Origin of the sequence: Streptococcus sp. 544 (assembly GCF_013277385.1) — a bacterium.
Taxonomy (GTDB): domain Bacteria; phylum Bacillota; class Bacilli; order Lactobacillales; family Streptococcaceae; genus Streptococcus; species Streptococcus mitis_BA.
Genome location: NZ_VMMU01000002.1, coordinates 63,103 through 76,177 on the forward strand (window position 1 = coordinate 63,103; position 13,075 = coordinate 76,177).

Genomic DNA, 13,075 nt, shown 5'->3' on the forward strand with positions numbered 1-13,075 from the left:
GTAGTTATGAATAGAATAAGAGTCAGCAAAAGGCTTGAAAAGAAGCTCGCTAAGGGGCTAGTTTTACTAGAAGCCAGTGATCTTGAGAATGTCAATCTCAAGGATCAGGAAGTAGAAGTCCATAGTCAAGATGGAACCTTTCTTGGTACTGTCTACCTTTCCCAGCAAAACAAGGGCTTGGGCTGGTTTGTTAGTAAGGACAAGGTGGCCTTCAATCAAGCTTTCTTTGAAACGCTGTTTAGACAAGCTAAAGAAAAGAGAAGCGCCTACTATCAAGATGAATTGACAACTGCCTTTCGTCTCTTCAACCAAGAGGGAGATGGCTTTGGCGGTCTGACAGTGGACCTTTATGGCGACTATGCCGTCTTTTCTTGGTATAACTCTTATGTTTATCAGATTCGTCAGACAATCTCAGAAGCTTTTAGACAGGTTTTTCCTGAGGTTTTAGGAGCCTATGAGAAGATTCGCTTTAAGGGTTTGGACTATGAATCTGCCCATGTTTATGGTCAAGAAGCACCTGACTTTTTCACTGTTTTGGAAAATGGTGTTCTGTATCAAGTCTTTATGAACGATGGCTTGATGACAGGGATTTTCCTAGACCAGCATGAAGTTCGCGGTAGTTTAGTGGATGGATTGTCTATGGGTAAATCCTTGCTCAATATGTTTTCCTACACAGCAGCCTTTTCAGTAGCTGCAGCTATGGGAGGAGCTAGCCAGACAACTTCTGTTGACCTAGCTAAACGTTCACGAGAATTGTCTCAAGCGCATTTTCAGGCAAATGGAATCACCACAGACGACCATCGTTTTATAGTCATGGATGTCTTTGAATATTTCAAATATGCCAAACGAAAAGGCTTGACCTACGATGTCATTGTCCTAGATCCGCCTAGCTTTGCTCGGAACAAAAAACAAACGTTCTCTGTGGCCAAGGATTATCACAAGTTGATCTCTCAGAGTCTTGAGATTTTAAATCCGGGCGGTATTATTATTGCCAGTACCAATGCTGCCAATGTTTCCCGTCAGAAATTTACAGAACAAATTGATAAAGGCTTTGCAGGAAGAAGTTATCAGATTTTAAATAAATATGGTCTTCCAGCAGATTTCGCCTATAATAAAAAAGATGAAAGTAGTAATTACCTCAAGGTGATTAGTATGAAGGTTAGTAAATGAAATTGATCGTTTCAGTAATGCCAAGAAGTTTAGAGGAGGCCCAGGCTCTGGATGCCACGAGGTATCTGGATGCCGACATCATTGAATGGCGTGCCGACTATCTGCCTAAGGAAGCGATTTTGCAGGTGGCTCCAGCTATTTTTGAAAAATTCGCAGGTCGTGAGTTGGTTTTCACGCTGAGAACTCGTTCTGAAGGGGGAGAAATCGACCTTTCTCCAGAAGAATATATCCATCTAATCAAGGAAGTGGCGCAACTCTATCAACCAGACTATATTGATTTTGAATACTATAGCTACAAGGATGTTTTTGAGGAAATGCTGGACTTCCCAAATCTCGTTTTGAGTTACCATAATTTCCAAGAAACACCTGAGAACATGATGGAAATCTTGTCAGAGTTGACGAGCTTAAATCCAAAACTTGTTAAAGTTGCGGCTATGGCTCACACGGAGCAGGATGTCTTAGACTTGATGAACTATACACGAGGCTTTAAAACCCTCAATCCTGAACAGGAGTATGTAACTATTTCTATGGGCAAGGTGGGCAAGGTCTCTCGTATCACTGCGGATGTGACAGGTTCTAGCTGGTCCTTTGCTAGTCTGGATGAGGCTAGTGCCCCTGGTCAGATTTCTCTAGCTAACATGAAAAAAATCAGGGAGATTTTGGATGAAGCTTGATGGCTATACACGTTTAGCTGCAGTTGTTGCCAATCCTATTAAGCACTCTATTTCTCCCTTCATCCACAATAGGGCCTTTGAGGCGACAGCTACCAATGGTGCTTACGTGGCTTGGGAGATTGAAGCGGCTGACTTGGAAGTCACAGTGGCCAATATTCGTCGCTACCAGATGTTTGGCATCAACCTGTCCATGCCCTATAAGGAGCAGGTGATTTCTTATTTAGATGAATTGAGCGATGAAGCGCGCTTGATTGGTGCGGTTAATACGGTTGTCAATGAGAATGGCAATTTAATTGGATATAATACAGATGGCAAGGGATTTTTTAAGAGCTTGCCTTCTTTTACAATTACAGGTAAGAAGATGACCCTGCTGGGTGCAGGTGGTGCGGCCAAGTCTATCTTGGCACAAGCTATTTTGGACGGCGTCAGTCAGATTTCGGTCTTTGTTCGTTCAGTTTCTATGGAAAAAACAAGACCTTACCTAGACAAGTTACAGGAGCAAACAGGCTTTAAAGTGGACTTGTACGCTTTAGAAGATGTTCCTAAACTGCAAGCAAGGATTGCTGAGTCGGATTTACTGGTCAATGCCACCAGTGTGGGCATGGATGGTCAATCATCCCCAGTTCCTGAAAGCATCAATTTGCCAGAAACTATCTTGGTGGCAGATATTATTTATCAACCCTTTGAAACGCCATTTTTAAAATGGGCCAGAAGTCAGGGCAAACCAGCGGTTAATGGTCTGGGAATGTTGCTCTATCAAGCTGCAGAAGCTTTTCAACTGTGGACAGGCAAGGAAATGCCAACAGAAGAGATTTGGCAGTCTTTAACAGAAAAATACCAATAAAGAAAAGGAGATTCTCCTATGAAAATCAGAATCGATATTCCTCATCATCCTTATGATATTCAGATTGAAAAAGGTTGTCTGGCTCAGGCTGGTCAATGGTTGCGAGAACTCTGGCAACCACAAAAGGTAGTCATTGTGACAGATAACCATGTAGCTTCTCTTTATGCAGAGAAGGTCAAGCTCAGCCTAGAAGATGCTGGTTTTCAGGTAGCTGTTTTTGACTTTTTAGAAGGGGAAGAAAGAAAGAATTTAACCACTGTTCAGAAAGTCTATGAATTCCTAGTTAAGCAGGGGTTGACTCGTAGCGATGGAATCGTGGCTCTCGGTGGTGGTGTCGTTGGGGACTTGGCTGGTTTTGTAGCCTCTACCTATATGCGGGGCATTCATTTTGTTCAGATACCGACTAGCTTAACAGCCCAGGTGGATTCTTCTATTGGTGGAAAGACGGGTGTTAACACTCCATTTGCCAAGAATATGGTAGGAACTTTTGCCCAACCAGATGGGGTTTTGATTGACCCACTTGTTCTTGAAACGCTTGGAAAAAGAGAGTTGATTGAAGGGATGGGTGAGGTTATCAAGTATGGCTTGATTGAGGATCCAGAACTGTGGGCTCTCTTGACGGAGCTGGATGGTACTGTAGAGAGCATTCTGGAACATGCGGAGACTTTGATTGAACATTCTTGTCAGGTCAAGCGCAAGATGGTGGTTGAGGATGAGTTGGACAATGGTGTTCGCCTTTACCTCAATTTTGGCCACACTATTGGCCATGCCATCGAAGCGACTGCCGGTTATGGCAAGGTCATGCATGGAGAGGCTGTAGCTATGGGAATGGTACAGATTTCCAAGGTAGCTGAGGGAAAAGGCCTTATGCCAGAAGGGATAACCCAGTCTATTACAGCTATGTGTCAGAAATTTGGACTACCTGTTGACTATGAAAACTGGGATGTTGACAAGCTTTATCAGGCTTTGACTCATGATAAGAAAGCGCGTGGCAATACCTTGAAATTGGTCTTGGTACCAGAGCTTGGTTCAGCGACTATTCACCCAGTTTCTCTGGAAGAGATGAAAGACTACTTGGTAAAATAAGGAGAGTGTATGAGATATTTAACTGCAGGAGAATCACACGGTCCCCGTCTGACAGCTATTATTGAGGGAATTCCAGCTGGACTACCTTTGACAGCAGAGGATATCAATGAGGACCTTAAACGCCGTCAGGGTGGTTACGGTCGTGGTGGCCGTATGAAGATTGAGAGCGACCAAGTTGTCTTTACTTCAGGCGTTCGTCATGGGAAGACGACAGGGGCTCCCATTACCATGGATGTCATCAATAAGGACCACCAAAAATGGCTGGACATTATGTCTGCGGAGGACATTGAAGACCGTCTTAAAAGCAAACGAAAAATCACCCATCCTCGCCCAGGTCATGCTGATTTGGTTGGGGGCATCAAGTACCGTTTTGATGATTTGCGTAATTCCTTGGAGCGTTCATCAGCTCGTGAAACCACCATGCGAGTGGCAGTCGGAGCAGTAGCTAAACGCCTCTTGGCTGAGCTGGATATGGAGATTGCCAACCATGTCGTAGTCTTTGGTGGCAAGGAAATCGATGTACCTGAAAATCTGACAGTCACTGAGATTAAGGAAAGAGCTGCCCAGTCTGACGTTTCTATTGTCAACCAAGAAAGAGAACAGGAAATCAAGGATTATATTGACCAAATCAAACGTGACGGTGATACCATCGGTGGGGTTGTGGAGACAGTCGTTGGAGGTGTTCCAGTTGGTCTTGGTTCCTATGTCCAATGGGACAGAAAATTGGATGCACGATTAGCCCAAGCTGTTGTCTCTATAAATGCCTTTAAAGGGGTAGAATTTGGTCTTGGATTTGAGGCTGGTTATTGTAAAGGAAGCCAGGTCATGGATGAAATTCTCTGGTCTAAAGAAGACGGCTATACTCGCCGTACAAACAATCTAGGTGGCTTTGAAGGCGGTATGACTAATGGGCAACCGATTGTTGTTCGTGGCGTCATGAAGCCCATTCCTACTCTCTACAAACCACTCATGAGTGTGGATATCGAAACCCATGAACCCTACAAGGCAACTGTGGAGAGAAGTGATCCGACTGCTCTTCCAGCTGCAGGTGTAGTTATGGAAGCTGTTGTGGCAACGGTTTTAGCACAAGAAATCCTCGAAAAATTCTCATCAGACAATCTAGAGGAATTAAAAGAAGCAGTGGTCAAGCACCGAGACTATACAAAGAACTATTAAGGAGTTTCTATGGCAAAAACAGTCTATATCGCGGGCCTTGGATTGATTGGTGCCTCGATGGCCCTTGGTATCAAACGCGATCATCCAGATTATGAAATTTTAGGTTATAATCGCAGTCAAGCTTCGAGAGATATTGCCTTGAAAGAAGGCATGATTGACCGTGCAACGGATGATTTTGCTAGTTTTGCTCCTTTGGCAGATATCATCATTCTCAGCTTGCCAATCAAGCAAACCATTGCTTTCATTAAGGAGTTGGCCAACTTGGACTTAAAAGAAGGCGTGATTATCTCAGATGCTGGTTCGACCAAGTCAGCCATTGTAGATGCGGCGGAGAACTATTTAGCTGGTAAGCCTGTTCGCTTTGTCGGGGCCCATCCCATGGCTGGTAGTCACAAGACAGGGGCTGCTTCTGCGGATGTCAATCTTTTTGAAAATGCCTATTATATCTTTACACCTTCGAGGCTGACAAGTCCTGACACACTTGAGGAAATGAAGGACTTACTTTCAGGTCTTCATGCTCGTTTTATCGAGATTGATGCCAAGGAGCACGATCGAGTCACTTCTCAGATTAGCCATTTTCCTCATATTCTGGCTTCTAGTCTCATGGAACAGACCGTGGTCTATGCTCAAGAACATGAGATGGCAAGGCGTTTTGCTGCCGGTGGTTTTCGAGATATGACCCGAATTGCGGAAAGCGAGCCAGGTATGTGGACCTCCATTCTCTTGTCCAATCGTGAAACAATTTTAGATAGAATTGGGGATTTCAAGGAGCGTTTGGACGAGATTGGACAAGCTATCAGTAAGGGTGATGAAAACCAAATCTGGAACTTTTTCAACCAAGCGCGTGAGCAACGTCAGGCCATGGAAATTCATAAGCGTGGTGGTGTGGATAGTTCTTACGACCTCTATGTCGACGTTCCCGATGAAGAAGATGTCATCTTGAGGATTTTGGAACTACTACGTGGAACTTCCTTGGTCAATATTCATATCAACGAGGAAAACCGTGAGGATATTCACGGGATTCTACAAATTTCATTTAAAAATGCTCAAGACTTGGAAAGAGCTGAGCATCTAATAACAGAAAATACCGACTACACAGTCGTTGTCAAATAAGGAGAAAAATATGCCTAAAATAGAGCCTAGATTCATATTTGGTATTATCTTTATTTCTTTTATCTTACTTAGAGCTTACGCTGTTAAAAAAGATGTGAAAACTACTTCAGAAGCTAGTGTTGAGACAAAAAATGAACCATCCAACAAGGAAATAAGTTAAGAGAAAACCAATTCAAAGTATGTAGACGATAGAATTATTAATGAGTTTATCAATAGCTATAATCAAAATTCTAATAGCCCATTGGAAAATATCAAAAAAGGAAATATAAAAATAAAATATTTCGCATCAAGCTACGGATACTACTTGGAACTTTTACATGCAAATGATACTGCTAAAATCAACGTAACAATAAATCAGACAAATGAAAATAGTGAATCTGGTGTTGCAGGAATGAAAGAAGTATTTCATGATATTGTTAAATCGATTGAATCATCCTTATCTGATGATGAGATAGAGAACTATTTTGATAATCTTATGTCAAATGAAATAAAAACAGGTTCTAATTTAGGAACTTTGAAGATCGAGTATATACCAGATAAGGAATTAAGGAATGGACATTCAAGAGGTCATATAAAAGTGATTGCACAATAATAAAGACCACAGAGTGACTAGTAATTTTAAAAGAAATGAATAAGGAGAACATCATGTCAAATATTTACGATAGTGCAAACGAACTCAGTCGCGGCCTACGCGAATTACCAGAATACAAGGCTGTCAAAGCGGCTAAAGATGCGATTTCAGCAGATGCTGAGGCAAGCAAAATCTTTACAGAATATGTTGCTTTCCAAGAGGAAATTCAAAGATTAGCGCAGACAGGTCAAATGCCAGATGCATCCTTCCAAGCGAAAATGGAAGGCTTTGGTAAACAGATTCAAGGAAATAGCCTCTTGTCAGAATTCTTTACTAAGCAACAACAATTGGCAATTTACCTTTCTGACATTGAAAAAATTGTTTTTGAACCAGTTTCAGAATTGCTAAAATAAGAAAATAACTATCATAAAGTCAGGAATTTTTAAGGAATTTCTGACTTTTTATGATAAAATAAGTAAAAGTATTGCAAGTATGAGGTCCAGTATGAAACTAAAAACAAACATTCGCCACTTACATGGCAGTATCCGCGTTCCAGGTGATAAGTCTATCAGCCACCGTTCCATTATCTTTGGAAGTTTGGCTGAGGGTGAGACCAAGGTTTATGATATTCTGCGAGGTGAAGACGTTCTTTCGACCGTGCAGGTTTTTCGTGACCTTGGTGTTGATATTGAGGATAAAGATGGGGTTATTACCATTCAAGGTGTCGGTATGGACGGCCTAAAAGCTCCGCAAAATGCTCTTGATATGGGAAATTCTGGAACCTCGATTCGTCTGATTTCAGGTGTTCTTGCTTGTGCAGACTTTGAAGTAGAAATGTTCGGAGACGACAGTCTATCCAAACGTCCTATGGACCGTGTGACGATTCCACTGAAAAAAATGGGTGTTAACATTTCTGGGCAAGCTGAGCGAGACCTGCCTCCCCTTCACTTAAAAGGGACGAAAAACCTAAGACCTATTCAGTATGAGTTGCCAATTGCCTCTGCCCAAGTTAAGTCAGCCTTGATGTTTGCAGCTTTACAAGCTAAGGGGGAGTCAGTTATTATCGAAAAAGAATGCACCCGTAATCATACTGAAGATATGTTGCAACAATTTGGTGGTCATTTAAGTGTGGACGGCAAGAAAATCACAGTCCAAGGGCCACAAAAATTGACAGGACAAAAGGTGGTTGTTCCAGGAGATATTTCCAGTGCAGCCTTTTGGTTGGTCGCAGGTTTGATTGTTCCAAACTCTCGTCTAGTGCTGCAGAATGTGGGGATCAACGAAACGCGCACCGGTATTATTGATGTCATTCGCGCCATGGGTGGAAAATTGGAAATAACTGAAATCAATCCAGTCGCTAAATCTGCTACTTTGACTGTTGAGTCTTCTGATTTAAAAGGAACAGAGATTGGTGGCGCTTTGATTCCACGTTTGATTGATGAATTGCCTATTATTTCCCTACTTGCGACCCAAGCCCAAGGTGTTACAGTTATCAAGGATGCTGAGGAGCTCAAGGTCAAGGAAACAGACCGCATTCAGGTTGTGGCAGACGCCTTAAATAGCATGGGAGCAGATATTACTCCTACAGCAGATGGAATGATTATCAAAGGAAAATCAGCCCTTCACGGTGCTAGAGTCAATACGTTTGGAGACCATCGTATCGGAATGATGACAGCCATTGCAGCCCTTTTGGTTGCAGATGGAGAGGTGGAGCTTGACCGTGCAGAAGCCATCAATACCAGTTATCCTAGCTTCTTTGATGATTTGGAGAGCTTGATTCATGGCTAAGGTATTACTAGGATTTATGGGGGCTGGCAAATCGACTATTGCAAGAGGCTTGGATCCTAATTACCTTGATATGGATGCCCTGATTGAGAAGCGCCTAGGTATGTCCATTGCGAATTTTTTTGCTGAAAAGGGAGAATCAGCCTTTCGTCGGATAGAATCAGAAGTTCTAGCTGAGTTACTACAAACAGATCAAGTTGTGTCAACTGGTGGGGGAGTGGTTATTTCTCAGCGAAATCGTGACTTACTCAAGACTAATACAGATAACATCTACCTGAAAGCCGATTTTGAAACCCTCTACCATCGTATCGCAGCTGATAAGGACAATCAGCGCCCGCTTTTTCTAAATAATAGTAAGGAAGAACTAGCAACAATTTTCCAAGAAAGACAGGCTTGGTATGAGGAAGTGGCTAGTCGGGTTTTGGATGTGACCAAGTTAAGCCCAGAGGAAATTATAGAGGAACTGAGATGAAAATTGCTTATCTAGGTCCCAAGGGATCATTTTCACACCACGTTGTGCAGACAGCTTTTCCTCATGAGGAATTGCAGGCCTTTGCCAATATTACAGATGTCATCAAGGCTTATGAGCAAGGATTAGTGGACTATTCTGTGGTGCCAGTTGAAAATTCTATTGAGGGTAGTGTTCATGAAACCTTGGACTACCTTTTTCATCAGGCTCGCATTCAAGCAGTTGCAGAAATCGTTCAGCCTATTCATCAGCAGTTGATGGTGGTTCCAGGCCATACTAAGATTGAAAAGATTTTTTCACATCCACAGGCCTTGGCTCAAGGAAAGAAATTCATCGATGAACAGTATCCAGAGGCTCAAATAGAGGTGACTGCTAGTACAGCTTATGCGGCCCGCTTTATTTCCGAACATCCAGATCAGCCCTTTGCAGCAATTGCACCTAGAAGTTCTGCTGAAGAATATGGCTTAGAACTGATTGCCGAGGATATTCAGGAAATGGAAGCCAATTTCACACGCTTCTGGGTTCTGGGAGCTGAAAAGCCTAGTATTCCCTTGCAAGCACAAACTGAGAAAATGAGTTTGGCCCTGACCTTACCTGACAACCTTCCAGGTGCACTCTACAAGGCTCTTTCGACCTTTGCTTGGCGAGGAATTGACCTGACAAAAATTGAAAGTCGTCCACTCAAGACAGCGCTAGGCGAATACTTTTTCATTATCGATGTGGACTATACTGATAAGGACTTGGTTCACTTTGCCCAAAAAGAACTAGAAGCCATCGGAATCCAGTATAAAGTTCTGGGTGCCTATCCTATTTATCCAATATCAGACCATGGAAAGGAGAGAAGATGAGTAAAGAAAATCCTCTCAGTCATCATGAAAAATTACGTTATGATTATTTGCTAAAAAATATTCACTATCTCAATGAGAGAGAAAAAAATGAGTTTGCCTATTTGCAAGAAAAGCTAACTATTGCTAGGGTAAATAGTAGTTCCAGCTTGGAACAAGAAAGAGAAGAGCAGGTTGACTTACCAAGCTATGCGAACCGGAGTCGCTCACAATACAAATCACAAGCACTCTCTGCTCCTCCCAAAAAGAAAAGACGGAAGCTCCGTCTTAAACGCATTTTTATGGTGATTTTTTCACTTTTGGTCTGTGTGGCTTTGGCCATGGTATTCATGTTTTTACGTGGTTACCAAGATGCTAGTGCAAAGAAAACTGCTGATGCCAAGGCAGCACAGGTTCAAGTCTTTAATGGTCAAGATACCAGAGATGGTGTTAATATTTTGATTATGGGGACGGATGGTCGAATCGGCCAAAATAGTGCTGAGACGCGGACTGATTCTATTATGGTATTAAATGTCGGAGGTTCAGATAAGAAAATTAAGCTAGTCAGTTTCATGCGTGACAATTTGGTTTATATAGACGGTTACAGCCAAGTCATTAACGGTAGAAAACAGACGGATAACAAGTTAAACGTAGCCTATGAACTAGGGGAACAAGAAGGACAAAAAGGGGCAGAAATGGTTCGTCAAGTCTTGAAAGATAATTTTGACTTGGACATTAAGTACTATGCCTTGGTCGATTTTCAGGCCTTTGCCACAGCGATTGACACCCTTTTCCCTGATGGGGTGACAATTGATGCCCAATTTTCAACATTAAATGGGCGTCCACTAACAGAAGCTACAGTCGGAGATGATTTACACGCTACTGAGACTGAGTCTCCAACCCAAACCATCAAAGTCGGAAAACAGCAGATGAACGGCTCGACCCTGCTCAATTATGCACGCTTTCGTGATGATGATGAGGCGGATTACGGCCGTACAAAAAGACAGCAGCAAGTTTTAACAGCAATTTTAGAGCAAATTAAAGATCCTACTAAACTTTTCACTGGTTCTGAAGCTCTTGGAAAGGTTTTTGCTATGACCTCAACCAATGCACCCTATACTTTCCTCCTAACAAACGGTTTATCTGTTTTGGATGGAGCAAAAAATGGTATTGAAAAATTGACGATTCCAGAACTGGGTGACTGGGTAGATGCCTACGATGTTTATGGAGGCTTAGGCTTGCTGGTCGATCAAAACAAGTATCAGAATAAATTAGCTCAGATGGGCTTGAGATAAGATAATACTCAATGAAAATCAAAGTTTGATAGCTATTTGGATAGCAATCAGGCTTTGATTTTTTACAGTCTGCAATAGATTTTCACCCCCTATTTGTGGTATAATGAAACGATACGATAGAAAGAATAATGAATAATATGACTGATTTAAAAGCAATTCAGGCTCGTAGTCTGGAGATGGCTGAATACTTTGTGGCCTTTTGCAAGGAGCATGATTTACTTTGTTATCTCTGTGGAGGGGGTGCTATTGGTGCCCTTCGAAACAAGGGTTTCATTCCTTGGGATGACGACCTAGACTTTTTTATGCCTCGTAAAGATTATGAGAAATTAGCAGAATTATGGCCTCGTTATGCAGATGAACGTTATTTCTTGTCAAAGAGTCACAAGGATTTTGTTGACCGCAATCTTTTTATTACCATTCGTGACAAGGAAACCACCTGTATCAAGCCTTATCAGCAGGATTTAGAATTGCCACATGGTTTGGCCTTGGACGTTTTGCCTTTGGATTATTATCCGAAAAATCCAGCTGAGCGGAAGAAACAGGTTCGCTGGGCCTTGATTTATTCTCTTTTTTGTGCGCAAACTGTCCCAGAAAAGCATGGTACACTTATAAAATGGGGAAGCCGTATTTTACTGGGTGTGACTCCAAAATCTCTCCGTTATCGCATTTGGAAAAAAGCTGAGAAAGAAATGACCAAGTATGATTTGTCTGAGAGTGATGGCGTTACAGAATTATGCTCAGGTCCTGGCTATATGAGAAACAAGTACCCAATCGCATCTTTTGAAGACAATCTTTTCTTGCCATTTGGAGGAACAGAGATGCCTATTCCAATCGGCTATGATGCCTATCTCAGCACTGCTTTTGGGGATTATATGACGCCTCCGCCAGCAGACAAGCAGATGCCGCATCATGATGCTGTCATCGCTGATATGGATAAGTCTTATACAGAATACAAGGGAGAATATGGTGGCTAAGAAAAAAATCTTATTTTTTATGTGGTCTTTTTCTCTCGGAGGCGGTGCAGAAAAGATTCTGTCTACCATTGTTTCAAATCTGGATCCAGAAAAGTATGATATTGATATTCTTGAAATGGAGCACTTTGACAAGGGATACGAATCTGTTCCCAAGCATGTAGGCATTTTAAAATCTCTTCAAGATTATCGCCAAGCTAGATGGTTACGAGCTTTTTTGTGGAGAATGAGAATTTATTTTCCAAGACTGACTCGTCGTTTGCTTGTAGAAGATGATTATGATGTTGAAGTTTCCTTTACCATTATGAATCCACCACTGTTGTTCTCTAAAAGAAAAGAAGTCAAGAAAATCTCTTGGATTCATGGAAGTATCGAAGAATTTCTTAAGGATAGCTCCAAAAGAGAATCACATAGACGCCAGTTGGATGCTGCGAATACCATTGTAGGAATTTCAAAAAAGACCAGCAATTCTATCAAGGAAGTCTATCCAGATTATGCTTCTAAATTACAGACAGTCTACAATGGATATGATTTTAAGACTATTTTAGAAAAATCTCAAGAGAAGATCGATATCGAGATTGCTCCTCAAAGTATCTGTACCATCGGACGGATTGAGGAAAATAAGGGTTCTGACCGTGTGGTGGAAGTGATACGGTTATTGCACCAAGAGGGGAAAAACTATCATCTCTATTTTATCGGGGCTGGTGATATGGAAGAGGAACTGAAAAAACGAGTTAAAGAGTATGAGCTTGAAGACTATGTGCATTTCCTTGGTTATCAAAAAAATCCATACCAGTATTTGTCTCAGATGAAGATCCTCTTGTCTATGTCTAAACAAGAAGGTTTTCCTGGGGTGTATGTGGAGGCCTTGAGCCTTGGAATCCCTTTTGTCTCTACGGATGTTGGAGGTGCTGAGGAACTATCCCAAGAAGGAAGATTTGGACAAATCATTGAGAGCAATCAAGAGGCAGCTCAGGCAATTACGAACTATATGACTTCTGCCTCAAACTTTGATGTCGATGAGGCTAGTCAATTCATTCAACAATTTACAATTGCCAAACAAATCGAACAAGTAGAAAAACTATTAGAGGAGTAGC

15 protein-coding genes are annotated in these 13,075 nt (G+C 42.0%); all 15 read left to right on the plus strand.

The annotated features are described in order from the left end of the window. The first annotated feature begins 6 nt into the window (after positions 1 to 6). The 15 genes from HT728_RS01315 (at position 7) to HT728_RS01385 (ending at position 13,074) form a co-directional block, all read left to right on the plus strand. Positions 7 to 1,170: a class I SAM-dependent rRNA methyltransferase gene (locus HT728_RS01315; RefSeq protein ID WP_173233362.1), complete on the plus strand. Its 1,164-nt coding sequence runs from the start codon at positions 7 to 9 to the stop codon at positions 1,168 to 1,170. Next, positions 1,167 to 1,844: a type I 3-dehydroquinate dehydratase gene (gene aroD / locus HT728_RS01320; RefSeq protein ID WP_173233364.1), complete on the plus strand. Its 678-nt coding sequence runs from the start codon at positions 1,167 to 1,169 to the stop codon at positions 1,842 to 1,844. The genes HT728_RS01315 and aroD overlap by 4 nt, the downstream gene beginning before the upstream one ends. After that, positions 1,834 to 2,688 carry a shikimate dehydrogenase gene (locus tag HT728_RS01325; protein WP_173233366.1) on the plus strand — a complete coding sequence of 285 codons (855 nt, stop codon included), beginning with the start codon at positions 1,834 to 1,836 and terminating at the stop codon, positions 2,686 to 2,688. Before aroD ends, HT728_RS01325 begins: the two co-directional genes overlap by 11 nt. An 18-nt stretch (positions 2,689 to 2,706) precedes the next feature. After that, positions 2,707 to 3,774: a 3-dehydroquinate synthase gene (gene aroB / locus HT728_RS01330; protein ID WP_173233369.1), complete on the plus strand. Its 1,068-nt coding sequence runs from the start codon at positions 2,707 to 2,709 to the stop codon at positions 3,772 to 3,774. Between the two features lie 9 nt (positions 3,775 to 3,783). Further along, entirely contained in the window at positions 3,784 to 4,950 is a 1,167-nt protein-coding gene (aroC, locus tag HT728_RS01335; RefSeq protein ID WP_173233371.1) for a chorismate synthase, read from the plus strand. A 9-nt stretch (positions 4,951 to 4,959) separates the two neighbouring features. Continuing rightward, positions 4,960 to 6,063: a prephenate dehydrogenase gene (locus tag HT728_RS01340; RefSeq protein ID WP_112444086.1), complete on the plus strand. Its 1,104-nt coding sequence runs from the start codon at positions 4,960 to 4,962 to the stop codon at positions 6,061 to 6,063. Positions 6,064 to 6,073: 10 nt separating this feature from the next. Beyond that, complete coding sequence (locus HT728_RS01345) at positions 6,074 to 6,223, plus strand: hypothetical protein (protein ID WP_173214114.1); 150 nt, start codon at positions 6,074 to 6,076, stop codon at positions 6,221 to 6,223. A gap of 144 nt (positions 6,224 to 6,367) precedes the next feature. Continuing rightward, positions 6,368 to 6,655, plus strand: coding sequence for a hypothetical protein (locus tag HT728_RS01350; protein ID WP_173214116.1), 288 nt, complete (start codon positions 6,368 to 6,370; stop codon positions 6,653 to 6,655). 53 nt (positions 6,656 to 6,708) lie between these two features. Further along, entirely contained in the window at positions 6,709 to 7,047 is a 339-nt protein-coding gene (locus tag HT728_RS01355) for a YlbF/YmcA family competence regulator (RefSeq protein ID WP_000065980.1), read from the plus strand. A 91-nt stretch (positions 7,048 to 7,138) separates the two neighbouring features. Further along, positions 7,139 to 8,422, plus strand: a complete 1,284-nt coding sequence (aroA, locus tag HT728_RS01360; protein ID WP_173214118.1) for a 3-phosphoshikimate 1-carboxyvinyltransferase — start codon at positions 7,139 to 7,141, stop codon at positions 8,420 to 8,422. Next, a complete protein-coding gene (locus HT728_RS01365) occupies positions 8,415 to 8,891 on the plus strand; it encodes a shikimate kinase (protein ID WP_173214120.1) in 477 nt (158 codons plus the stop codon). Before aroA ends, HT728_RS01365 begins: the two co-directional genes overlap by 8 nt. Continuing rightward, positions 8,888 to 9,736, plus strand: a complete 849-nt coding sequence (pheA, locus tag HT728_RS01370) for a prephenate dehydratase (RefSeq protein WP_173214122.1) — start codon at positions 8,888 to 8,890, stop codon at positions 9,734 to 9,736. Before HT728_RS01365 ends, pheA begins: the two co-directional genes overlap by 4 nt. Then, positions 9,733 to 11,007: a polyisoprenyl-teichoic acid--peptidoglycan teichoic acid transferase Psr gene (gene psr / locus HT728_RS01375; RefSeq protein ID WP_164226467.1), complete on the plus strand. Its 1,275-nt coding sequence runs from the start codon at positions 9,733 to 9,735 to the stop codon at positions 11,005 to 11,007. The genes pheA and psr overlap by 4 nt, the downstream gene beginning before the upstream one ends. Before the next feature lie 128 nt (positions 11,008 to 11,135). Further along, on the plus strand, positions 11,136 to 11,981 hold the full coding sequence (locus tag HT728_RS01380; RefSeq protein ID WP_173233373.1) for a phosphorylcholine transferase LicD: 846 nt from the start codon (positions 11,136 to 11,138) through the stop codon (positions 11,979 to 11,981). Then, a complete protein-coding gene (locus HT728_RS01385) occupies positions 11,971 to 13,074 on the plus strand; it encodes a glycosyltransferase (RefSeq protein WP_173214124.1) in 1,104 nt (367 codons plus the stop codon). Before HT728_RS01380 ends, HT728_RS01385 begins: the two co-directional genes overlap by 11 nt. Position 13,075: the final 1 nt, after the last annotated feature.